The 25,365-nt window shown below is 61.7% G+C and carries 9 protein-coding genes and 5 pseudogenes; 9 read left to right on the top strand and 5 right to left on the bottom strand.

What is annotated here, in order from left to right; genetic code table 11:
* The first annotated feature begins 444 nt into the window (after positions 1-444).
* Complete coding sequence (locus ASF39_RS07810; protein WP_056282517.1) at positions 445-6,471, top strand: FG-GAP-like repeat-containing protein; 6,027 nt, start codon at positions 445-447, stop codon at positions 6,469-6,471.
* 291 nt (positions 6,472-6,762) lie between these two features.
* Positions 6,763-8,113 (top strand): IS3 family transposase gene (locus ASF39_RS07800; RefSeq protein ID WP_156648424.1). Its coding sequence is split into 2 segments (ribosomal slippage): positions 6,763-7,100 and positions 7,099-8,113, totalling 1,353 coding nucleotides; the frame shifts between segments, so codons are not numbered across the junction.
* A 237-nt stretch (positions 8,114-8,350) separates the two neighbouring features.
* Here the strand turns inward: ASF39_RS07800 and ASF39_RS07795 are convergent.
* From ASF39_RS07795 to ASF39_RS07785, 4 genes and pseudogenes are all read right to left on the bottom strand, one after another.
* On the bottom strand, positions 8,351-12,517 hold the full coding sequence (locus ASF39_RS07795) for a calcium-binding protein (protein ID WP_056282513.1): 4,167 nt from the start codon (positions 12,515-12,517) through the stop codon (positions 8,351-8,353).
* Positions 12,514-13,281, bottom strand: coding sequence for a calcium-binding protein (locus tag ASF39_RS07790; protein WP_056282510.1), 768 nt, complete (start codon positions 13,279-13,281; stop codon positions 12,514-12,516). Before ASF39_RS07790 ends, ASF39_RS07795 begins: the two co-directional genes overlap by 4 nt.
* Positions 13,211-14,590 carry a hypothetical protein gene (locus tag ASF39_RS22525; protein ID WP_156648423.1) on the bottom strand — a complete coding sequence of 460 codons (1,380 nt, stop codon included), beginning with the start codon at positions 14,588-14,590 and terminating at the stop codon, positions 13,211-13,213. Before ASF39_RS22525 ends, ASF39_RS07790 begins: the two co-directional genes overlap by 71 nt.
* Before the next feature lie 480 nt (positions 14,591-15,070).
* Positions 15,071-15,550 (bottom strand): annotated as a pseudogene (locus ASF39_RS07785) (transposase); the annotation flags it as partial.
* 569 nt (positions 15,551-16,119) lie between these two features.
* Here ASF39_RS07785 and ASF39_RS07780 point away from each other — a divergent pair.
* The 4 genes and pseudogenes from ASF39_RS07780 to ASF39_RS22280 all read left to right on the top strand — a co-directional run.
* The gene (locus ASF39_RS07780; protein ID WP_056282584.1) at positions 16,120-17,469 is read left to right on the top strand and encodes a DNA methyltransferase; all 1,350 of its coding nucleotides are present in this window, start codon (positions 16,120-16,122) and stop codon (positions 17,467-17,469) included.
* Positions 17,469-17,936 carry a DUF5681 domain-containing protein gene (locus ASF39_RS07775; RefSeq protein WP_056282507.1) on the top strand — a complete coding sequence of 156 codons (468 nt, stop codon included), beginning with the start codon at positions 17,469-17,471 and terminating at the stop codon, positions 17,934-17,936. Before ASF39_RS07780 ends, ASF39_RS07775 begins: the two co-directional genes overlap by 1 nt.
* 718 nt (positions 17,937-18,654) lie before the next feature.
* Positions 18,655-19,431: pseudogene (locus tag ASF39_RS20345) on the top strand (IS5 family transposase).
* Positions 19,430-19,639 (top strand): annotated as a pseudogene (locus tag ASF39_RS22280) (IS481 family transposase); the annotation flags it as partial. The pseudogenes ASF39_RS20345 and ASF39_RS22280, both read left to right, overlap by 2 nt.
* A 73-nt stretch (positions 19,640-19,712) precedes the next feature.
* On the opposite strand, the gene ASF39_RS07765 reads toward ASF39_RS22280, so the two are convergent.
* Positions 19,713-21,689 carry a GGDEF domain-containing phosphodiesterase gene (locus ASF39_RS07765; protein WP_056282505.1) on the bottom strand — a complete coding sequence of 659 codons (1,977 nt, stop codon included), beginning with the start codon at positions 21,687-21,689 and terminating at the stop codon, positions 19,713-19,715.
* Positions 21,690-22,062: 373 nt separating this feature from the next.
* Here ASF39_RS07765 and ASF39_RS07760 point away from each other — a divergent pair, with 373 nt between their 5' ends.
* From ASF39_RS07760 to ASF39_RS07755, 3 genes and pseudogenes are all read left to right on the top strand, one after another.
* A complete protein-coding gene (locus ASF39_RS07760) occupies positions 22,063-23,148 on the top strand; it encodes a class I SAM-dependent methyltransferase (protein WP_244472315.1) in 1,086 nt (361 codons plus the stop codon).
* Positions 23,149-23,325: 177 nt separating this feature from the next.
* Positions 23,326-23,782: pseudogene (locus ASF39_RS20340) on the top strand (transposase).
* A 114-nt stretch (positions 23,783-23,896) separates the two neighbouring features.
* A pseudogene (locus tag ASF39_RS07755) lies at positions 23,897-25,249 on the top strand (transposase).
* Positions 25,250-25,365 lie beyond the last annotated feature (116 nt).

Raw genomic sequence — 25,365 nt, 5'->3', positions numbered from 1 at the left:
TCCAGCGCAATGCGTTGAGCAAAGTCAGCTGATCAAGCGGACATTCAGTTGGATCATAGCCGCTGCTGCAGGCTAGCCCGCAATCACGAGGCCACCGTCTCTTCCGCGCTCGTTTTCATAGTGCACGTTGCAATCATCATCTTGATCACATAGCTAGTCGATGTAATATCGTAAAGCATCTAGATTGAATAAACCTATCAAACATTGCGCTTTTTTCCTGAAAGATAAATCAATTTGGTATCTTACATCAAGGCGATGCCCCCAGCCTGTGTATCACCGCTGCCACATAATATTCGCGCATGACGGCGCGGGTGCCGAATTTTTGCCCAAGTGCCATTGCGTGTGGTTATTGACTTTTGGCGAACGCCTTCGTGGGTGATGCGCCTCGTTTCATAAGGCTTCTGCCTTTAACGACGCCGCTGGCGTCACACGCGGATCACATCAATGTCGGTCACGTTCAACAACGCCGTCGACGTCATGACCGGCACTGGTCCCTATTCGGTGACGACGGCGGACGTGAACGGAGACGGCAAGACCGACTTGCTAGTCGCCAACAGCAGCGGCGACACGATCTCGGTGCAGCTGGGCAACGGCGATGGTAGCTTTACCGGCGCCGCTGACGTTGCAACCAGCAGCGTTCCCTATTCGGTGACGACAGCGGATGTGAACGGTGACGGCAAGACTGATCTGATCTTCACCAACTACGATAGCCACACGGTCTCGGTGCGTTTGGGCAACGGCGACGGCAGCTTTACCAGCGCAGACGACGTCGCAACCGGCTTAAACCCGCGCTCCGTGACGACGGCGGACGTGAACGGGGACGGCCGGACCGACCTGCTCGTCGCCAACCAATTTAGCAACACGGTCTCGGTGCGTCTGGGTAACGGCGACGGCAGCTTCACCAGCGCCGCCGACGTCTTCACCGGCAGCCGTCCCTTCTCCGTGACGACGGCGGACGTGAACGGGGACGGCAAGACCGACCTACTCGTTGCCAACGCATTCGGCGATAGGGTCACGGTACGGCTGGGCAACGGTAACGGCAGCTTTACCGCCGCCGCCGACGTCTTCACCGGCAGCCGTCCCTTATCTGTGACGACGGCGGACGTGAACGGGGATGGCAAGACCGACCTGCTCGTCGCCAACCAGGACATCAACACGGTCTCGGTGCGTTTGGGCAACGGCGACGGCAGCTTCACCAGCGCCGCGGACGTCGCAACCGGCAGCGCTCCGCGCTCTATAACGACAGGGGACGTGAACGGAGACGGCAAGACCGACATGCTCGTCGGCAACAGCGGCAGCGACACGGTCTCGGTGCATCTGGGCAACGGCGACGGCAGCTTCAACAACGCCGCCGACGTAGCAACCGGCAGCCGTCCCTTTTCGGTGACGACCGCGGACGTGAATAGAGACGGCAGGATCGACCTGCTCGTCGCCAACTACAACAGCAGTACGGTTTCGGTACTGCTGGGTAGCGAAATCACGGCGGCGACGGAGATTTTGACCAACACGACACAAATTGGCCCACAGAAGGCTGGCGATCAGATCACCTTCACCCTCGTCACCGAAGCTCCGGTAACGGCTTCAGGTAGCCCACGATTGACCCTGAGCAACGGCGCCGTTGCGACCTATTCGGGTGTGGATGCTCAATCGCGACCGCAATTCACCTACACGGTAGCGGCCGATAACGACACGAGCGATCTCGCAGTTACGGGACTCGATCTCAACGGCGGCGCGCTCGGTGTGCAAGGCCAGACCAGCTTCGGCATTGCGTCGAGCATCGCAACTGGCAGCACACCCTACTCCGTCACGACGGCGGACGTGAACGGGGACGGCAAGACCGATTTGCTCGTTGCCAACGCGAACAGCAACACGGTCTCGCTGCAACTGGGAAGCGGCGACGGCAGCTTCATTAGCGCCGCAGACGTCGCAACCGGCGACTCTCCTTTTTCGGTGACGACGGCGGACGTGAACGAGGACGGCAAGACCGACCTGCTCGTTGCCAACGCGGGCAACAATACAGTCTCGGTGCGGCTCGGTAACGGCGACGGCAGCTTCACCAGCGCCGCCGACGTCGCAACTGGCGACATTCCCTATTCGGTGACGACGGCGGACGTAAACGGTGACGGCAAGACCGATTTGCTCGTTGCTAACGCAAACAGCAACACGGTCTCGGTGCGGCTGGGCAACGGCGACGGTAGCTTTACTAATGCCGTCGACGTCGCAGCCGGCAGCGGTCCCATCTCGGTGACGACGGCGGACGTGAATAGGGACGGCAAGACCGACCTCCTCGTCGCCAACTTGAACAGCGACACGGTTTCGGTGAGGCTGGGCAACGGCAACGGCAGCTTCACCAACGCTGTTGACGTCCCGACTGGTGGTATACCTCAATCGGTGACGACGGCGGACGTGAACGGGGACGGCAAGACCGATCTGCTCGTTGCCAGCTTGGGTAGCAACACGGTCTCGGTGCGTCTGGGCAACGGCGATGGCAGCTTCACCAACGCAGCGGACGTTGCAACCGGCAGCGTTCCGCGCTCAGTGACGACGGCGGACGTGAACGGGGACGGTAGGATCGACCTGCTCGTCGCCAACCAGAGCAGCAATACGGTCTCTGTGCGGCTGGGCGACGGTACTGGCAGCTTCACTAGCGACTTCGACGTTTCAGCCGGCGGTAGTCCCTTTTCGGTGTCGACAGCGGACGTGAACGGGGACGGCAAAATTGACCTGCTCATCGCTAACGTCGGCAGCGATACGGTCTCGGTTGTACTCAACACCTCGACCAGATCAGCGTCCTTCGATCCAAACAGCCTCACCACGGCGATCGGCAGTGACACGGGGCTCGATGTCGATACGATTGCTCCGCTCCTGACGGCGGCCCTGGTCACGGATAGCGGGGCCGCCGGAAGCGATGGCCTCACCAACGATGCCACGCTGGCGACCGTGGTCTCGGACACCAACGGCGCCACCCTGAGCTACAAACTCGACGACGCGAGCACCTTCACGTCGAGCTACGACCCGACCACGTTGTCGGATGGGGCGCACACGGTGGTGGTGCGAGCCACCGATGGTGCCGGCAACGTCACCGATGAGACCGTGAGCTTCACCCTCGACCAGACCGGGCCGGTGCTGACGGCGGCTCTGGTCACGGACAGCGGAGCCGCCGGAAGCGACGGCCTCACCAACGATGCCGCGTTGGCGACCACGGTCTCGGACACCAACGGCGCCACCCTGAGCTACAAGCTCGACGACGCCACCACATTTGCGTCGAGCTACGACCCGACCGCGCTGGCGGATGGGGCGCATATGGTGGTGGTGCGCGCCATCGACGGTGCCGGCAACGTCATCGATGAGACCGTGAGCTTCACCCTCGACAAAACGGCGGCCACGGTGGCGTCGGTGACGGCCTCCGCGGTCGGCCTCATGGCGGGGGCGGGCACACTGACGGTCGGCCAGTCCGTGACGTTGACGCTGACGTTGTCCGAACCGGTCACCCTGTCCGACGCCGACGACTTTCGACTGACGCTGAATGACGGCGGTGTCGCCCTCTACGACGCTGCGGCCTCGACCACCACGCAACTCGTCTTCACGCACACGGTCGAGGTCGACCGGATCAGCGCCGACCTCGCGGTTACCGGCGTGGTCCTCGGGACCACCACGATCCGCGACGGGGCCGGCAATGACGCTGACCTTTCCGGCCTCGTCGGCAATCCCGCAGGCACGTTGGTCATCGATGGCTACACCGGCACAGCCGCGGCCGAGACTTTCCTCGGCACCACCGGTGCGGAGACCTTCCGGGGTCGCTCCGGCAACGACACCTACCGGATCGATAACGCCGGCGATGAAGTGATCGAGGCGGCAGGCGAGGGCACCGACACGGTCGAAGCCTCCATCACCTACACGTTGGCCGACAACGTCGAGACCCTGACGCTGACCGGCTCCGACGCCCTGGACGGTACCGGCAACGAACTCGCTAACCGCATCACGGGCAACAGTGCCGCCAACATCCTCGATGGTGGTGCGGGCGACGACGTCATCGAGGGCGGCGAAGACGCAGACACGTTGATTGGCGGCAACGACAACGACACGTTGACCGGTGATCTGGGCAACGACGTCATCGAAGGTGGTGACGGTCTCGATCAGATCATAGGAGGAGATGGCGACGACATTCTGAGCGAAGGCGGAGCCGCCGGCGGCGTTTTTGGCGGTGCGGGTGACGACCTCATCAAGATTGGCGTCGATGAGTATAACAACGGTTTTTATGTCGATGTAATGGTGGGTGGCGATGGCTACGACACCGTCGAGATTGCTTCGGACTCCGTCGTCGTATTGCAGGGGCTCTATCCCGGCGCCGGCTACGACGGCTGGTTCTCCGAAATTGAGAAAGTGGTATTGGTTGGAACGTCGGGTATCGATGCTTTTGGTCAGACGGAGAACCTTCTGGTCGAAGGCGGCTCTGGCTCAAACTCCATCGGAGGCGGTTCCGGCAACGATACGATCACTGCTGGTTCAGGTGACGATACGCTGGACGGCGGTGCGGGCACCGACGACCTGACGGGCGGACTTGGCGACGACCGCTTCTACGTCGAGAACATCGGCGACCGGGTGATCGAGGTAGCAGGCGAGGGTACCGATCGCGTGCTGACCAGCATCAGCTACACGCTCTCGGCCGGACAGGAGATCGAGCGGCTGGAGGTGCTGGACGCCGCCAGCACCACAGTCGTCAACCTCACCGGCAATGAGTTTGCCAACACCCTGGTGGGCAATGCCGGTGCCAACAGCCTGACCGGCGGGGCCGGCGCTGACGTGATGGAAGGTCGAGCCGGCAACGACGTGTACTCCGTCGAGGACCTTGGCGATCAGGTGATCGAGGCCGTTGGCGGTGGCACAGACCGGGTGCTGACCAGCGTCAGTTATACGATCGCCGCTGGTCAGGAGATCGAGAGGCTCGACACCACCAACGACGCGGGCACGAATTCAATCAATCTTACCGGCAACGAGATTGCCAACGTCATCACCGGCAATAGCGGCGCCAACGTCCTCGATGGGCTCCTCGGTGCCGATACGATGTCGGGCGGGGCGGGATCGGACACCTACTACGTCGACGACGTCGGCGACCGCGCCATCGAGGCCAACGGCGCCGCCGGTACCGATCTCGTCTTCTCCTCGGTGTCGTACTCGTTGGGTGGCTCGGAACTAGAGAACTTGATCCTCACCGGGACCGGCAACCTCAACGGCACCGGCAACTCCGTTGCCAACGTGATCACCGGCAATGCCGGCGCCAACGTCCTCAACGGGCTCGGCGGGGCTGACACGATGTCTGGCGGGGCGGGCTCGGACACCTACTACGTCGACAACGTCGGCGACCGCGCCATCGAGGCCAACGGGGCTGCGGGTACCGATCTCGTCTACGCCGCGGTGTCGTACTCCCTGGCTGGATCACATCTCGAGAACCTGACCCTGACCGGGACGGGCAACCTCAGCGGGACCGGCAACGGCCTCGCCAACGTCATCACCGGCAACAGTGGCGCCAACGTCCTCAACGGGCTCGTCGGAGCCGATACGATGTCCGGCGGCGCGGGCTCGGACACCTACTACGTCGACAACGTCGGCGACAAAGTCATCGAGGCCACCGGCGCTGTCGGCACCGACCTCGTCTACGCCTCGGTGTCGTACGGGCTTGGCGGCGCGGATCTGGAGACCCTGATCCTCACCGGCGCCGGCAACCTCAATGGGACCGGCAACGGCCTCGCCAACGTCATCACTGGTAATGCCGGCGCCAACGTCCTCAACGGGCTCGGCGGGGCTGACACGATGTCGGGCGGGGCGGGATCGGACACCTACTACGTCGATAACGTCGGCGACCGCGCTATCGAAGCCACCGGCGCTGCAGGCACCGATCTGGTCTACGCCTCGGTGTCGTACTCGCTCGCCGGGTCGGACCTGGAGAACCTGTCGCTGACCGGCACCGGCAACCTCAATAGCACCGGCAACTCGCTCGCCAACGTCATCACCGGCAATGCCGGCGCCAACGTCCTCAACGGCGGTCTCGGGGCCGACACGATGTCCGGCGGTGCAGGCTCGGACACCTACTACGTCGACAACGTCGGCGACCGCGCTGTCGAAGCCACCGGCGCTGTCGGCACCGATCTCGTCTACGCCTCGGTGTCGTACTCGCTGGCCGGAGCGGAACTGGAGGCACTGATCCTCACCGGCGCCGGGAACCTGAACGGTACCGGCAACTCCATCGCCAACACGCTCACCGGCAACGGCGGCGCCAACGTCCTCGACGGCCAGGGCGGCAACGACCTCCTGACCGGCGGTGCCGGGGCGGACACCTTCGTGTTCAGGACGGCGCTTGCACCTCGCGCGCAGCGTGTTCACGGCGCTGGGAGCCGGTCCCCTGGCCGAGGGGGCGTTCAAGGACCTCTCCACCGGAGCGGCCGATGCCAGCGACCGCATCATCTACGATAGGGCGACGGGAGCCTTGTCCTACGACGCCGACGGCAGCGGTATGGCTTCGGCCGCGGTGCAGTTCGCCACCATCGACAACAAGGCCGCCGTCACCCACCTCGACTTCTTCATCGTGTGAGCCACGCCGCGTCGCAGCCGGATTGATCCGAAGCTAACCCGGCTGCGATGCCAATGAGACGCCACCGCCCCACGTCGTATGCATAGGTTGTCCGACGTCAGCACCTGTGGGACAGATTGAGGGTCTTCACGAACGGAGAATGGCTAGTTCATCGTAGCCCCTGAGGAGCGAAGATGAAGCAGACATCCGGACCGGCCAAGAAGCCGGCAGAAGCGGTGATCAAGGACATCCGTCGGGCCACACGTCGGCAGTTCTCGTCCGAGGAGAAGATCCGCGTGGTACTGGAAGGCTTGCGTGGCGAGGACAGCATCGCCGAGTTGTGCCGGCGCGAGGGGATCGCCGCCTCGATGTACTACGGCTGGTCCAAGGAGTTCCTGGAGGCTGGCAAGAAGCGCCTGTCCGGCGACACCGCTCGTGCGGCCACCACGGATGAGGTGCGGGATCTGCGCCGCGAGACGGGGGCGCTCAAAGAGGTCGTGGCTGATCTCGTCCTGGAGAATCGCCTGCTCAAAAAAGCATGAGCGGGGCTGGGGGCGACGAGGCATGAGGTATCCGGCCCCCGAGAAGCTGCAGATCATCCGGCTCGTCGAGCAATCCCACCTGCCGGTGCGTGCCACCCTGGACAAGCTCGGCATCACGCGCTCGACGTTTTACCGCTGGTACGACGCCTACCAGCGCGGCGGCCCCGAGGCGTTGAATGACCATCCCTCGCGGCCGAGCCGGGTCTGGAACCGCCTGCCTGCGGAGATCCGCGAGCAGATCGTGGCCCTGGCCTTGGAGCAGCCTGAACTCAGCCCGCGTGAGCTGGCGGTGCGCTTCACAGATGAGCGTCGCTACTTCGTCTCGGAAGCGACCGTCTACCGGTTGCTCAAGTCTCAGGACCTGATCACCAGCCCGGCCTATATAGTCATCAAGGCCGCCGACGAGTTCCGCGATAAGACCACCGCGCCCAACCAGCTTTGGCAGACGGACTTCACCTACCTGAAGGTCGTTGGCTGGGGCTGGTACTACCTGCCGACGGTGCCGGACGACTTCTCGCGCTATATCGTGGCGTGGAAGCTGTGCACGACGATGCAGGCCAGCGACGTCACCGCCACGCTCGACCTGGCGCTGGGTGCGGCTGGGCTCGATCAGACGCGGGTGATGCATCGTCCCCGCCTGCTGAGCGACAACGGTCCAAGCTACGTCGCCAGCGACCTGGCTGACTGGCTCGGCATTCGGGGCATGACCCACATCCGCGGTGCGCCATGCCATCCTCAAACGCAGGGCAAGATCGAGCGTTGGCATCAGACGCTCAAGAACCGCATCCTGCTCGAACACGCCCACTTGCCCGGCGAGCTGGAGACGCAGGTTGCCAACTTCGTCGAGCACTACAACCATGCCCGAGCCCATGAGAGCCTGAGCAACCTCACGCCCGCTGACGTCTACTTCGGACGCGGCGAAGGGATCCTGGCCGAGCGGGAACGCATCAAGCGCCAGACCCTCATGGATCGCCGCTTGCGCCACCACGCGCAGGCTGCCTAACCTCTCACCCCAGATGGACCAGAGCCTCCGCTCCTGAACGCCGCTGAATGTCCCAAATCATCTGACGACGGACAATTGTTATAAGCCCGATAGCCGGAGGGGTGACGCTTCAAATCTTGTTCATACACCAACGGAGAGCGTGGCCTATGCAAACGACCGTTATGCCTTGGTCGATTTGAGCTCTACTGCCCCGCAGCCGGGTTGGCTCGGATCAACCCGACTGCGATGTGGCATGGCTCACACGATGAAGAAGTCGAGGTGGGTGAGGGCGGCCTTGGTGTCGATGGTGGCGAACTGCACCGCAGCTGAGGCCGATCCGCTTCCATCGGCGTCGTAGGACAGCGCCCCCGTTGCCTTGTCGTAGAGGATGCGGTCGCTGGCATCGGCCGATCCCGTAGACAAGTCCTTGTACGCCGCCTCGGCCAGCGGACCGGCTCCCAACGCCGTGAAGACGCTGCGCACGAGTTGCACCGTGTCGTCCACCACAGAGAAGTCCGCGATCCGGTCGAAGTTGCCCGACCCCAGCGCCGTCCTGAACACGAAGGTGTCCGCCCCGGCACCACCTGTCAGGATGTTTGCACCGTCGTTGCCGATGATCACGTTGGCTAGCGAGTTGCCGGTACCATTGAGATTGCCGGTGCCGGTCAGGGTGAGGTTCTCCAAGTCTGAACCGGCGAGCGAGTACGACACCGAGGCGTAGACGAGATCGGTGCCCGCACCGGTGGCTTCGATAGCGCGGTCGCTGACGTTATCGACGTAGTAGGTGTCCGAGCCCGCCCCACCCGACATCGTGTCGGCACCGACGAGCCCGTTGAGGACGTTGGCGCCGGCATTGCCGGTGATCACGTTGGCGAGGCCGTTGCCGGTCCCATTGAGGTTGCCGGTGCCGGTCAGGATCAGGTTCTCCAGATCCGCGCCGCTAAGCCCATACGACACCGAGGCATAGACGAGATCGGTGCCGACCGCGCCGGTGGCCTCGACGACTTTGTCGCCGACGTCGTCGACGTAGTAGGTGTCCGAGCCTGCTCCACCGGACATCGTATCGGCACCGACGAGCCCGTTGAGGACGTTGGCGCCGGCATTGCCGGTGATCACGTTGGCGAGGCCGTTCCCGGTTCCATTGAGGTTGCCGGTCCCGGTCAGGATCAGGTTCTCCAGATCCGCGCCGCTAAGCCCGTACGATACCGATGCATAGACGAGGTCGATGCCGACAGCGCCAGTGGCCTCGACGACTTTGTCGTTGATGTTGTCGACATAGTAGGTGTCCGAGCCCGCCCCACCGGACATCGTATCGGCACCGACGAGCCCGTTGAGGACGTTGGCGCCGGCATTGCCGGTGATCACGTTGGCGAGGCCGTTGCCGGTGCCATTGAGGTTGCCGGTGCCGGTGAGGATCAGGTTCTCCAGATCCGCGCCGCCAAGCCCGTACGACACCGAGGCGTAGACGAGGTCGATGCCGACAGCACCGGTGGCCTCGATGACTTTGTCGCCGACGTCGTCGACGTAGTAGGTGTCCGAGCCCGCCCCGCCGGACATTGTATCGGCACCGACAAGCCCGTTAAGGACGTTGGCGCCGGCATTGCCGGTGATGATGTTGGCAAGGCCGTTGCCGGTCCCATTGAGGTTGCCGGTGCCGGTGAGGATCAGGTTCTCCAGATCCGCGCCGCTAAGCCCGTACGAGACCGAGGCGTAGACGAGGTCGGTGCCGATAGCGCCGGTCGCCTCGACGACTTTGTCGCCGATATCGTCAACGTAGTAGGTGTCCGAGCCCCCCCCGCCCGACATTGTATCGGCACCGACAAGCCCGTTGAGGACGTTGGAAACGGCGTTACCGGTGATGATGTTGGCGAGGCCGTTGCCGTTGCCATTGAGGTTGCCGGTGCCGGTGAGGATCAGGTTCTCCAGATCCGCGCCGCCGAGCGAGTAGGACACCGAGGCATAGACGAGATCGGTGCCGGCGGCACCGGTGGCTTCGACGACTTTGTCACCGCCGTTATCGACGTAGTAGGTATCCGAGCCCGCCCCGCCGGACATCGTATCGGCACCACCGAGCCCATTGATGATGTTGGCGCCGGCGTTGCCGGTGATCACGTTGGCGAGCGAGTTGCCGGTCCCAGTGAGATTACCGGTGCCGGTCAGGATCAAGTTCTCCAGATCTGCGTCGCCAAGCCCGTAGGAAACGGAGGCGTAGACGAGATCGGTGCCGGCAACACCGGAAGCCTCAATAGCGCGGTCGCCAATGTTGTCGACGTAGTAAGTGTCGGACCCCACCCCGCCGGACATCGTATCAGCACCACCGAGCCCGTTGAGGACATTACTTCCTGCGTTGCCAATCACAATATTTGCAAACTCATTCCCGGTAATATTGATCGCGACAGTGGAAACCTCATCAATTGCCTCGAGCTGCTCAATCTCCTGACCGGTAGCTAAGATATAGTTTACACTAGTACGGACTAAATCAGTTCCGTTATTTGCAGCCTCGATCACCTGATCACTGGCTGCATAAACCAGATAGCTGTCGTCGCCGCCTCTGCCTTCAAGCCGGTCCCCATTGCCGTCGCTGACAAGAGTATTGGCGGCACTGTTACCGATAAGGATGAGCGGCGCGCTTCCAAAATCAGCCACCAAGCCTTCTACGAACGAGCCTTCGGCGAGCTGCCAATTCTGTCGCGTGTAGACGAAATCGAAACCCCCGCCGTCCTGCTCGACGATCTGGTCATCAACACTGTTGACATAATAGTGGTCGTTGCCTGCCCCGCCGATGAGAGTATCGTTGCCAGCGCCGCTAGAAAAACTGTTTTCAAGCTCGTTACCGGTCAATCTCAGCCCATTACTTCCGGCATTCGCGTGCAGGTTTTCGATCTCCTGTCCGACACTCAAAACCCAATCGATAGAAGTAAATATGCTATCTTCGCCACTGTTGGCATACTCGTCGACACGGTCGTTAATATTATCGACAATGTACAGGTCGTTACCGGTCCCACCATTCATCACGTCGGCGCCGGTGCCACCGTCGAGGATATCATCGCCGGCAGCACCGTTCAGGTAATCGACGTCGCCACCTCCGTAGAGCTCGTCATCGCCAGCCCCACCGTTGAGGTTGTCGTTACCGAATTCGCCGTAGAGTTGGTTCACTGTGCCGGCAAGGTCCTGGTAGCCAGCAGATAGGGAATCTGCGTCGTTGCCGCCATAGAGAGTATCGGCCCCGAACCCACCGTCGATGTAATCTCCACCATCGCCGCCTCGGATGAGGTCGTCACCGTTGTCGCCATACAGATTATCTGTGGCTACGCCGCCATCGATGTTATCGTCGCCTTCACCCCCATAGATCTGATCGTAGCCGTCGAGCCCAGTGATCGTGTCGGCCCCGGCCACGCCGTAGATCTGGTCGGCCACGGCCGTGCCAGTTAGGGTGTCGTTGCCCGCGCCCCCGACAATCACCTGGAATGTGTTGGCCACGAAGTCCGACTGCGTCAGCAGGGTAGGGGCAGAAGCGCCGGTCAGTTCGACCACGAAGTCGCTGCCGTCGAGCATATTGTTCTGGTTGAGATCAGCGATCATCACCGTCTTGGCCGAGGGCCCAGTGCCGAGGCGTACCGACCAGACCTGAATGAAGTCGGTGCCAAGGTCCTGGCCCGGCAGGGAGGCGCCATCGGTATAGGTAAAGCCAGGGCTCACTGCCAGGAGATCGCCCTTGAAGACCAAGGGATCGTAAGGGCCAAGACCGGCAAAGTAGTTCTGGCCGATGTCGATCTTGTCGCCCTGGGCACGGCTGAAGTCGGTGATCTGGTCAGGAGTGGCGAACGAAGAGATCGAGTAATTGGTGTAGTTCGCGCTGAAGGTGAACACGTCTGCTTCAGTGCCACCCGTGAGCGTGTCCTTACCCACATCGCCTGTCAGCCGGTCGATGCCGGCTCCGCCCAGCAGGGTGTCGTTACCCTCGCCGCCGGAGAGTGTGTCGGCGCCATCCCCGCCATCGAGCCGATCGGTACCGGCAGCACCGTACAATCCATCGTCGTCCGCGCCTCCGTAGAGCTCGTCATTGCCAGCTCCACCGTTGAGGTAATCGTTGCCGAACTCGCCGTAGAGCAGATTCGCCGTGCCGGCGACATCGTTGTAGCCGGCGTTGAGGCTGTCGGCATCGTTACCGCCGTAGAGAGTGTCACCCCCGATCCCACCGTCGATGATGTCCCGACCATCGCCGCCCAGGAGGGTATCGTTGCCGTCCTCACCGTAGATGGTATCTSCGTCGAGCCCACCGTCGATGCTGTCGTTGCCRGTGCCGCCGTAGATGCGGTCGTAGCCGTCGAGCCCKGTGATCGTGTCGGCCCCGGCCACGCCGTAGATCTGATCGGCCGCCGCCGTACCGGTCAGGCTGTCGTTGCCCGCCCCTCCGACGATCACCTGGAAGGTAAGTCGCTGCCGTCGAGGAGGTTGTTGCGGTTGAGGTCAGCGATCAGCACCGTCTTGGCGCTGGCGCCACTGCCGACCCGTACCGACCAGACCTGATCGAAGCCGGTGCCAAGGTCCTGGCCCGGCAAAGAGGCGCCTTCGGTATAGGTAAAGCCCGGGTTCACCGCCAGGAGATCGCCACGGAACACTAACGGCGTGGTGCGGTAGTAGTCACCCGCAAAGTAGTTCTGGCCGATGTCGATCTTGTCGCCCTGGATGCGGCTGAAGTCGGTGACCTGGTCGGACGCAGCAAACGAGCCGTCATTGTAGCCAGCGTAGTAATAGCCGAAGGCAAAAACGTCAGCTTCGGTCCCACCCGTGAGCACGTCCTTGCCAACGCCGCCCGTGAGCCTGTCAGTGCCGGCCCCACCCAGGAGGGTATCGTCGCCCTCGCCGCCATTGAGCGTGTCGGCGCCATCCCCGCCGTCGAGCCGGTCGGTGCCGGCACCATCGGACAGAGTATCGTCGTCGGCGCCGCCAAAGAGCTGATCGTTGCCAGCCCCACCGTTAAGGTAATCGTTGCCGGCCTCGCCGTAGAGCAGGTTCACCGTACCGGCGACATCCTGGTAGCCGGCGTTGAGGCTATCGYTCCCGATGCCGCCGTAGAGCGTGTCGGCCCCGAGGCCGCCATCGAGGTTATCTCCGTCATCGCCGCCTCTGAGCAGATCGCCGCCGTCCCCACCTTGAAGCTGATCTATCGTTGCCGAGCCCACCATAGATGATGTCGCTACCTCCCGCTCCCAAGACGCTGTCTGCGCCCCCGAGAGCGTAAATCGTTTCAGCAGCATCCGAAGCGACGAAAGCATCGTCCGTTTCAGTGAGACGGATGACAGGAAAGTTGTTGACGAAGTCGTTAAACTCGATCGTGGTCGAGCCGTCTGCCGTCCTCGGCAGGAAAATCAGCATATCGACTTCACTGAATTGGCCGTCGTCGTTCGCGTCGACCCAGATCTCGTTCTGGGTCAGTGCCGCATTGTAGCGCCAAAACACATCGACGAACCCGTCGCCGGCGTTTGCGCCCGGTTGCGACCCCGAGGTGCCGAACCCAACGAAACTGAAGGCAATCGGATTGATGTTGAACGCGAGGGGCAGATAATTATTGAAGCCAGGCAAGCTGATAAGATCGCCGCCGGCAGTGCCACGTCCCTCGAAGTCCGTGATCGTGTCGGCCAGATTCGGCGCGCTTTCGCTACGTGGAATGCCAAACCCGAACGTATAGACATCGTTGCCGGCTCCGCCCGTCAGTGTCTCCTGACCGAGACCACCTGTGATCGTGTCGTTCCCGCCACCACCTGACACGGAGTCATTGCCGTCACCGGCATTTAGCACATCGCCTCCAGAGCCTCCAATCAGGGTATCGTTGCCAGCGCCTGTGTTAACAAACAGCGTTCCGCTCGTGACGTTCGAGCCGTCGAGAAAGGTGAGATCCGCCTGCGTCTGCATAGAGCCGTCATAGGTCAGGCGGTGGGAGACAGCATCTGGGGTCGTGCTGGCGACGGTATTGTCAGCTAGCTGCAAACGGATCTGACTGTTCACCCCTGCCCGGATGGTCTCGACCCCGGTGATCGTCGTGGCCGTCAGTGAAATGGTGCTAGCATAGCTCCCGGAAAGTCGCAGTTCATCGGCCGTACCTACGCCAGCGTCTATTCTGTCCGCTACGTCAAGGGCTGACCCTACAACAATGAGGTCGTTCCCACTACCAGCAGTAACTGTATCGCTTCCACCTTTTGTAATGTTGACGTAATCGCTACCTGTGTTAGTCGATAATATGTCGCCTCCGGATGAATCTAACTTTACAAGGTCACCATTTGAGAAACTAAAACTCGCGCTGATCAAAGCAGCAAAATTCAGGTTCGCAAAGCGGACCAATTGGCCATAAATAAATACGATAACATCAGCCCCGTCCTGCTCAATGCGCAATGAATTTGCGTTTCCGGACTCGAACAATAGAACGTCAGATGACGGCGCATCTGGATTAAAAGCGATGGTTTTGCCAACCACGTCGCTGAATTTAAACGTCGTCATCCACACAACCTTCGTAATCAGATCAAATTTATCGGCTGATTCCGCTTTTTAAAATATATGCAAATCAAAAATCCAACAAAGGACTAAGCTTGCATCAAAACGCGGCATGACGATAAAATTGAGATCAAACAATTTTGCCGAACATTCATCATTGTGCGATGGACGCCAGATCCCCGACTTAAACCATGTCGCGAGGAAACAGACAATTTCATTTTGAGGATCGATCGCTCCCCCTCGTAAATCTTTGGTAACCGATGCCTCGGAGCAACACTGAAACTACCGTCCTCAGCCTCACTTCCAGCATGAATAATACGCGATGAGGCCGAACATTTGATATGGCATTCGAGATAGATATATATGTTAGATACACAGTGCCAAGATGCTGCTTAAGAAGACGAATTAATCCATCTTATTCACTGTGGTTCGGCTGACGCCGTGCTTTGTGCTGACGTCGAGCGGGATCGTGTGTCTGCTCTGACGCATATTGAGCAGCCGCAGCCGGATCGTCGTGAACTCGGCTTTGGCAAGGCGATGCGTGGTCGGGGTGGCGTCTTGTAGGGCGAGCATCAGCGAGTAGGCCGCGGTGTGGAGGACGAGCCGCATCTGATTGGCGGCCGGGTGCCGGAAGGAAGTGCGGTCAAAAGCGAGCTGGCCTTTGTGCAGCTTGATCAGGTTTTTGGCCTGACCGCGGGTGCAGTACAGTTGGGCGTAGAGCCATTTCGGCGTGCCAGTGGCGATGTTTGTGACCATGTAGCGGATGTCGAGGCCGAGCCGTGTGGCCTCAATGCGGGCGGCGACGCAGCGCTGCTGCCGCCAGGACTTGGCAGCGTAGGTGGTCTCTGCAAAACCACGCACCGCCTCCTTGTCGCATAGGGCCCGCACCACCCAGATATGATTAGCGGTCGGCTCGACCTTGGCGGCGAGCGCCTTCGTGCCGGTAATGCCAAAGACGTAAGCGATTCCTGTCCATCGGACTGCGCCAGTGGGCCTATCGGTTATGATTAATGCCGGTTGGTATTAGGTTTCGGTCGCGGCTGAGCGATGCTGTTGGACATGGTTATAGAGTCTCGGTGGACTCGTCGACCAGCTAGCATGGGGCGGCTGCGGGTGAGCGTCTGCAACTTACGGGTTCGGATGGCAACTGTAAGTTACGACTCAGTGGATCGGGACGAAACGCGACCGGTATTTGCCCGGGGACAAGGTCGGAGTGGCGAGCGAGCAACGTTGCTCGGGCACCGCACGAATGATCTTGACACCCGACGGTCAAACTGTGCATTTTCAATAAGTCAGAAGTCGTGTGTCCGCAGGGACCCGCTCTGACTTGCCAGCAATCGTTATCTTTTTCGAACGGTGCGCCTGAACGGCTCGCTGCGCGATTGCTTGTTTCGGCACCCCGACGCATCCGCTCCGGGGCGTTCCTGTCGCTGGGCCTGAGCAGCCCTTCTCCAAACCACTGCGCCGACCTTCACCCTGCTGCCCTTCGGCACGCGGGCTCGATGTCGTGCGCGCTCTTGAAGGACATCCGCATCATGACGACGAATGCGCCTGCTTTCCCAACGGCCGGGTTGACCATCCTCGACCAGGCTCCGACTGCCCTCAGGGCCAACCCGAGCAACGCCCGTACGCATTCCAAGAAGCAGATCACCAAGATTGCCGATAGCATCAGAGCGTTCGGCTTCACCGTGCCGCTCGTCGTCGACGAGACCGGATTCGTGCTCGCCGGACACGGACGCTTGTTGGCCGCCAGGCAGCTCGCCCTCTCCACAGTCCCGACCGTCCGGCTCGATCACCTCAGCGAGATGCAGAAGCGTGCCTATGCGATCGCCGACAACAAGATCGCTACCTTGGCCGGCTGGGATCGCAGCACGCTTGCCCTCGAACTCGGCGAACTCGCCATCCATCTGCCCGAGATCGACCTGGATCTCTCCGTCACCGGCTTCGAGATCGCTGAACTCGACCTGCTGACCGCTGATCTGGAGGAGGAGCGCCTCGCTTCGCGCGAGGACGAGGTGCATGAACCGGACGCACCGGTCTCGCAGCTCGGCGATCTCTGGCAGCTCGGTCCGCACCGCATCCTGTGTGGCAACGCTTGCAACCGCATCGAGGTGGAGCGTCTGATGGGCGGGCGTGAAGCCGACATGGTCTTCACCGATCCGCCCTACAACGTACCCATCAGCGGTCACGTCATGGGCCGTGGCCGTATCCAGCACGGCGAGTTCGTCATGGGTTCGGGTGAGATGACGGCGCAAGCCTTCACAGCCTTCCTGAGCGAGAGCCTCGGGCATGCGGTCGCGGTCTCACGTGACGGCGCTCTCCACTACGTGTGCATGGATTGGCGCCACCTGCCTGAACTGCATGGCGCCACCTGTGGGCTCTACGGCGAGCAGAAGAACCTCATTGTGTGGAGCAAGACCAACCCAGGCCAGGGATCGTTGTACCGCTCCCAGCACGAGTTGATCGCGCTCTACAAGGTCGGCACGGCCAGCCATACCAACAACGTCGAACTCGGCCGGCACGGACGCAATCGTTCGAACGTATGGAGCTATTCCGGAGTCAACACCTTCAAGGGCGCAGGCGATCTGGCGCTGCATCCCACGGTCAAGCCGGTGGCCCTGGTCGTGGATGCGATCAAGGATGTCACCCGTCGCGGTGCGATCGTGCTCGATCCGTTCTCCGGCAGCGGCACGACGTTGCTCGCAGCGGAGAAGACGGGGCGTGAAGCCAGGGTGCTCGAACTCGATCCCGTCTATGTCGATGTCGCGATCCGGCGTTGGCAGGCGTTCACGGGACGCGACTCCATCCTCGAGGGAACCGACGAGCCCTGGGACGAGGTCCGATCGACCCGTATGGACCCTGCCTCGATCGCGGAGGCTGCGTAATGTCCGAACGCTCGAGCGGCACGATGGTCGGACCGAAGCGATCCACCGCTTATGAGGTCGGCTATGGCAAACCGCCGGCCGACCATCGCTTCCCGAAGGGTCGATCCGGCAACCCGCGCGGCCGACCGCACAAAGGCTCGGCGCCGTTCGGCCGGCGCGATCTTCTGGACGTCCTCACCCAGGCCGCGCGTGAGTCGATTGCGGTCACCAAGAATGGCCGCACCACCCGGACGACCCGGATCGAGGCGCTCGCCCAACAGCTACTGTTGAAGGCGCTGCAAGGCGACATGAAGGCCGCCAAGCTGCTCTTCGATAACATCAAGGCTTTGGCGCCGGCGACGGAGGCCGATGGCCATTCGCAGCAAGAGGGGCGTACAGCCCTCGACGATCGACTGAGGTATCATCCTGGCATCGAGGTCAGGTTCGTCAGCCCAGGCGACGTTGTCTCGAAGCCGATAGGGACCTGAACTTCTCCCCTCTGTTTCCTCGAACCCGATGCAGCCGGAGAGCCCCGCGGCTCTCCGGCTTTCTGCGTTTGACCCCGTGCGGTCCCTGATCCGGACAGACGAATGATCTATTTTGACCAAACGCATGCCTGTTTGGCCAGGACCAATTCCCTGTTCCGCCGCACACGGAATTGCTCCTTAAGTCGTTGCTTCCGCATCAGTATTGGCTGCCAAAATCACGATTGGGCGCTGCATCGCGCCGTTTTCCCTGTTATTTTCCCTGTTAGCAGGGAAACGGCGCCAGAGACTGGTTTGGCAGCGATGCGTGCCCCACCACTACACCCCTAAGTGCTTGTGGCGGAACAAAATACTGAGAGAAAACGGGCTCGTTAGCGCGACTGTGACACAGGATTGTGACACATGGCGGATGAACCCGTGGCCCATTACCCGAACCTCACGACGCGCGGTGGGACGTACTACCTGCGTATGCGGGTGCCCCTGGAGCTGGTTCAGGAACTCGGACGAACGCACATCACCAAGAGCCTGAGGACCAAAGAGCACCGCGTGGCGCTGGCTCGCCTTCGATTGCCTCAGGCAAAGGGTGAGAGAGACTTCGAGGCCGCCCGGCGTCAGATGAAGGATGCAAATGCGCTACGGATGCTTCTAGCTAAGGGGCGCCTTGAGTGCTTAGAGCGTCTGACAGAACAGCACCGAGCGGGGTTTTCACGGTTGATTTGGCATGGTCAGACTGCTTCTCCCCGATGATCTCTGGGATGAGATCGCTCCGCTCCTCTCGCCGCCTCGGCCGCGTCCGAAGGGTGGGCGTCGTCCGATCGAGAACCGGGCTGCGCTGGCGGGTATCCTGTTCGTGCTGCGCTCGGGGCTATCGTGGGAGATGCTGCCAGCCGAGATGGGGTGCGGCTCCGGCATGATTTGCTGGCGTCGGCTGCGGGATTGGCAAGCGGCGGGCGTGGAGAGCCGCCTGCATCACGTGCTTTTGGAGCGCCTGCACGCAGCGGGCGAGATCAACTGGAGCCGGGCTTGCCTGGACAGCGCGTCCGTCCCGGCCAAAAAGGGGGCCTGCCACCGGCTCGAACCCGACGGACCGGGGCGAGCCGGGCACCAAGCGCCACCTCGTCACCTGAGCGTGCGGTACCTCGCTCGGCTTCTGCCTGAGCGGGCCAACCGGCACGACAGCGTGCGGAGTGGTCGGCGCGGGCGACCGCGATGCCGTCCAGACAAGCGGCACGCCGACAAAGCCTATGATGCCAGGTCCCGCCGGCACGAATGCCGGGCGCGCGGAATCGTGCCGCGCATCGCGCGCAGAGGTATCGTGAGCCGCGAGAAACTCGGTCGCCACCGCTGAGTCGTGGAGCGTACCCACGCCTGGTTCAACCGCTTCCGGCGCCTGCCCGTTCGTTACGAGCGACGCGCCGACATCCACGAAGCCTTCACCAGACTCGCGGCCAGCCTCATCACCCTCAATCCGATCAAACGGCTTTATCAGGCGCTCTGAGGACGTGACGGTCAAGCGCTACCACTATGACAGCCACGAGCAGCTCCGCGTCCATCTGGCCGACTTCGTCAGCGCCTCGAACTTCGGCCGCCCCCTGAAGACTCTACGTGGTCTCACGCCCGACGAGGGTATCTGCACAGCATGGGCCGCCGAGCCCGGTCGCTTCAGGTCAAACCCGCTCCACCAAATGCCGGGACCAAACATCTAGCGGAGCCACGACATCGACGTGATCAGCAAATTGTTCGGATGACAAGGTACGAATTTAGCAGCCGAAAGGTCGGTCACACCACTACATAATTTTTGGCGATCTGCAGGATAAGTTCTTGCTTCAACATCGGACGCCCAAGGTGGTAGCCCTGCAATAGGTCGACGCCGAAGGAGGCGACGAGTTCGACTTGGTCCGCTTCCTCGACGCCCTCCACAATCGTTCGCTGCGCGCAGCTACTTACGAGATCAATGATGTTTTTCAGAAGCTTTGCGCCCCGTGGGGTATCGCAACTCTGAACGAAAAATCGATCGATTTTCACCATGTCAAAGCGCAACTCGCTGAGACAGGTCAGGCCGGCAAACCCAGTTCCGAAATCGTCGAGCCAAACGCGGATCCCGATCGCGGACAGCTGTTCCATTAGCAGGGCGACCCGAGGGTTTCCGCTGATCTGGCCACCCTCGGTGATCTCGAGGGCTAAGCGGGAGGGCGCGATCCCGGCGGCCTGGACAATCGCGACAATGACGCCCACGAAGTTTGGGTCCTCGATTTGCCGCCAGGAGACGTTGACGCTGACGACCGGAAGCGAGGGTTCGCTGGCCAGAAGATCGCAGGCCTCGCGCAGCATCCATTCGCCGAGTTCGAGGATGACACCCGTCCGCTCGGCCACGGGGATAAAAGTGTCCGGCGAGATCGCCCGACCTTGTGGGTCCTTGAGGCGCATCAGGGCTTCCGCGCCCCAAATCAGGCCGGACGTCACGTCGACGATGGGCTGAAATGCCGCCGAGATGCGCTGTTCCGTGACGGCCGAGCGCAGCATCTCAGCCGTGAGGGTGTCGCCCGCGTCGGATTCCAACATCCGCCGGTCAAAGATCCGGACGCAGTTACGCCCCTCATCCTTCGCCACATAGAGTGCAATATCTGCCGCCGTGACCGTCCGTTCGGGTTTGTCGCCGGCAACATCCCCCGAAAAAGCCGCGCCGATGCTGACCGTGATTGCCGAGAGGTGATCGCGGCGCGCCGTATGGCCAATCTGCAAGCTCTCGACCGCCAGGCGGATCTCCTCGGCGAACGCGGCGACCTGTTCCATCGAATCGGCCGCAAAAAGAGCGGCGAACTCCTCGCCGCCGAAGCGGCCGAGGGCGTAGCGTCGAGGCTCGGCCATACTCGACATCGCGCGACTGATCCCGGCCAAGCAGCGATCACCCTGCTGATGCCCGTATCGGTCGTTGTAATATTTAAAGTAATCGACATCGATCAGAATAACGCCGAACGCTTGGTTCGACTCTTTGCTGTCGAGCCAAAGATTTCGCAGGATGTCGTCGATCGCCCGGCGGTTCGCCAGGCCGGTCAAGGCGTCTGTGGTCGACAGCCTAACGAGCTCTTCGCCACGTTTCACGATCTCCTGCTGACGCAACTCTGCCCGACATGCATTCAAGTGAACGCGATAGCGCTCGCGATTGTACTTATAGTTCAGAAAAACGGTCAACATAAAACTGAATAGGTATAGTGATCCGAAACATATAATATAAGTAGTATCGCCGACGAACATCAGCGCCCAAATCAGGAAAACTGCGGATATCAGACCCGATGATAGAAGCGCGAACTCGAAGCTGAGATTGAAAAAAAGATTGGCAACGAGCATAAATATCAGCCCGTAGCCGGCATAGTACAGCGTTGCCGTTGTCTCTTTGCTCTGAGAGGCGAGGAGCAGCCACGCGGTGAAGCCGATGACGATTCCGATCGCGCATTGAAATTCGAGGATGCGCGTTCCCACGCCGCGCCCAACCTGCATTCCGATCGCGACCACGTAGACCGCACCTACGGCTAAGCGGAGCGGCAGGATGTAGGGGAGCATGTCGTGGATGAGCAGGGCGTCCATCGCCCCGAACGCGACGTACAACATGCCGACGAACTGGCACGCCCTTGTGAGCTCCAAGCGCAGGGCTTTCGAGTGTTGCACCTCGAAGGCCGCATCGAGCTGAGGCGAGCGACGCTCGAACCAACGCTTTCCGAGTTCCTGGTCGAGCAGATCTAGCGTTGCTGTGGCCATCGTTCTGGCGCCTCCCACACGGTGGTAGCAGCGCAGATTTCCTAAAACCCTAAAGGAATGAAAACAGACGCCTACCATTCGGGCGCCGATCGTCCATGCGCTGGCTCGGTCCACAACCTTCGAGCATCGCGTCTTTACGCCGCGAGAGCCTGCGTGAAGCACGCATTACCTGCGCGTCTACGCCCGGAAACCGAGCCCGGTGAGCCGTTTACAGGGGGTAGGCACGGCGGCATCCAACTGCCAACGGGTTCGCCCCCCCAGCTCGCACGCACCTCCAAAAATTTTAAGCAATGGGAAAGTTTGCACCGCACTCTGGACAAGCCGTAACCCCTGGTTAACCTTAACTTGCGCGCCCGGAATTCTCCGAGCGTTGGTGCGCAAGGGCGTTGAAAATATGGCTAGCGGGGGACTTTCGCTTGTTGGTGAACGCAATCGCCTGAGCAACTTCAGATCTCTGGAGGGTGGCTTACGGCAGGTTGTCGATAATAAATATTCGCTTTTACTGCCGGAAGCGCTTTATCCCGTTGTAGCCGACGATGTCGGTCGGGCCTTGAACGATATTATCGATCTTGCAGATCCCGGCGACTACACGGCACTGACAGATACGCTCATAGACCTTTTAAGCATTTTAAAGGAAACTTTCAGCGATCTGACGTGGCGCGAGGCGGTGCTGCCGGCTGCTCGTTCTCATGCTATCGCAGATCTGGTCCACGAATGTCCTTTCACATGGCACTCATTCTCGAAGCCGCGCGGGTACCCCGGCGATGCCGGGCTTATCGACTTCGTGTATCGCCATCCGGCAGCGAGACCTGCGCAGGAAGCAGCTACGAAAGCTGGTCGCACGGTCATGACTTTCACCGTCGACGTGACGGCCTGTGAGGCGGTTCGCCACAGACGCTCCATTCTGGCCGCGAAGATCGACGAAGCAGCCGCCCGCCGCGAGATGCCCTCGATCCTGTCTCTGGCCAGCGGCCATCTCCGGGAGGCGGAATTAAGTATCGCCTTGAAGGAGGGGCGCGTCGGACGGCTGCTCGCCGTTGACCAGGACGCCGAAAGCCTAGCTACGGTCGAAGGATATTGCCGCTCGGTCTCGCGCGCGATCGAGCCGCGGCAGGCGACCGTCCGTCAGATCCTGGCGGGCAGGACTGATCTGGGGCGGTTTGATCTCGTCTATGCCGCCGGGTTGTACGATTACCTCGATGCCAGGGTGGCGGCGCGCCTTACGCGAGTCCTGTTCGATCATCTGAAAGAGGGCGGCAGACTTCTAATCCCGAATTTCTTGTGGGGTGTCCGTGAAGAGGCCTACATGGAAGTGTTCATGGACTGGCACCTTCTCTACCGCACGCCTGACGAGATCCAGGGCTTCGCACAGGAAATTGCACCGGCTGCGATCCGGAACACGCGATATACGCAAGATGATGCTGGTACAATCGGTTATTTAGAGATCGAACGGATCTAATTGGTGCTTAGAAATTCTGGTGACGTATGGCGACACCTCATGGATATCAACGGATACGCCGTCGCTTTTTCGTTCCGCCGGACTCTATTGGGGCCCGTCCGACAACGTCCGGCAGGGGTTGAGTGGCCGGAATGGCAGTGATTCCAGAAGGGTGCCGAAGCCTGACCTGGAAGTGCCATGTGGACCCCGGCCACTCGCCGGCAGCATAGCCGCGCCGACATGCGCTACGAAACCGACCTGACGGATGGTAAGCGGGCCGTAATCGCGCCGCTGATGCGGAGCCGGCCTCGTGCGGTCGTCCGCCTGTCTGGACGATGCGAAAGATTCTGAACGCTATTTTCCACGTGCTGCGCGGCGGCATCGCGTGGCGGATGATCCCGAAGGACTTGCCTCCGCGCAGCACGACGTTCGGCTCCTTTGCGCGCTGGCGCGACGACGGTCTGTTCGGCCGGATCAACCATCACCTCGTCATGGCGGACCGCGAGCGGGTCGGTCGAAGCGCCTCGTCGACCGCCGCATCAGCCGCAACCGTCGCCTTTGGAAAGACCCGGAGGCGACCCTCGCCTCGGCCCAGGCCTTCCTCTACGCCGCCGCCGTCATGATCCTCGTCCGAAGGCTCGGCCGAGCGGCATGACTTATCGGACGGACTCTGAGCTCGACTTTGGCCATTCGACCGGTCGTGGAACGCGCTGGGTGACGAAGCGGGCGTGATGGATAGGCTTATGGTGTCCCTCGCCAGAGACGCCTCATGCCGCACCTGCCTGCCCGCTTCGCCGGGATCATCCTGTCCTTCGCTCCGCTGTTCGTCCACCGGTCGTGGCGGCACGCTCAGGCCCTGCTGATCGGTGCGATCCTCTGTCCGGGCCGGCGCACGGTAGCGAGCGTGCTGCGGATCATGGGCCGGGCGCGGGACCGCCATTTCGTGAACACCCACCGGGTGCTCAGCCGAACCGCATGGTCCCCCCATGCTGGAGCCCACATGCTGCTTCGGCTGCTCGTCGAGGCCTTCGTCCCACACGGCCCCGTGGTGCTGGCGCTCGACGACACGATCGAGCGGCGCTGGGGCCGCCGCATCCAGGCCCGCGGGATCTACCGTGATCCGGTGCGTTCGTCCGGTGCCCATTTCGTCAAGACGAGCGGCCTGCGCTGAATGAGCCTGATGCTGCTCGCACCCATCCCCTGGGCTGGTCGGGTCTGGGCATTGCCGTTTCTGACCGCCCTCGTCCCCTCGGAGCGCGCCTGCCGGGAACGCGGTCATCGGCACAAGACCCTGCTCGATGTCGGACGGCAGATGGCCTTGCAGGTGCGACGCTGGCTGCCGGGGCGCGATCTCGTGCTGGTCGGCGATAGCGCCTTCTCGGCCTTACTGTTTCTCGATGCTCTACGCCGCGGCGGCGTCACCGCCATCACCCGCCTGCGCCTGGATGCGGCACTCTACGATCCAGCGCCTCCAAGGCTTCCCGGTACGATCGGGCGCCCGCGTAAGAAGGGTGTGCGGCGGCCAACCTTGTCCAAGATCCTGACCGACCCGGGTACCATCTGGCAGCAGGTGCGCGTGCCGGGCTGGTACGGCATGGGCGAGCGCAGGATCGAGATCGCCACGGCCACCGCCGTCTGGCATCATTCCGGTCTACCAGCAGTGCCGATCCGCTGGGTTCCGATCCGCGATCCCGAGAACCGCTTCGAGCCGCAAGGGCTGCTCTGCACCGACACCGCACGAGACCCTACGCAGATCGTGACGTGGTTCGTCCGACGCTGGCAGGTCGAGGTCACGTTCCAGGAAGCGCGTGCCCATCTCGGCGTCGAGACACAGCGTCAATGGTCCGACAAGGCCATCGCTCGTACGACCCCCTGCCTGCTCGCCCTGTTCTCCATCGTCACCCTGCTCGCCACGCGGCTCTCCGCACGTGAGAGGCGGCAGGTCGCGGCGACAGCGTGGTACCCCAAATCGCAGCCGACCTTCTCCGATGCTCTCGCAGCCGTCCGTCGAACCATCTGGCGCGAGGAAGCTTCTTCGATGTCAGGCCGCAGGCGCGACCGCAGGAAACGTCGGTTCCGTCTTCCACCACCCTGGGCCTACGCCCTGTGCCAGGCGGCCTAAATGGCCAAAATCGAGCTGAGGAAAAGACACTCGGGGTAGGGTATTTCCCCCAGTGAGGAGTGTTTTTACAAATATCATTCAGGATTCGGAAATGAAACCTTCGCGTCGATTGGGGA

The sequence above is a fragment of the Methylobacterium sp. Leaf108 genome, assembly GCF_001423265.1.
GTDB lineage: Bacteria > Pseudomonadota > Alphaproteobacteria > Rhizobiales > Beijerinckiaceae > Methylobacterium.
This window is presented reverse-complemented; position numbering and strand designations above follow the sequence as displayed.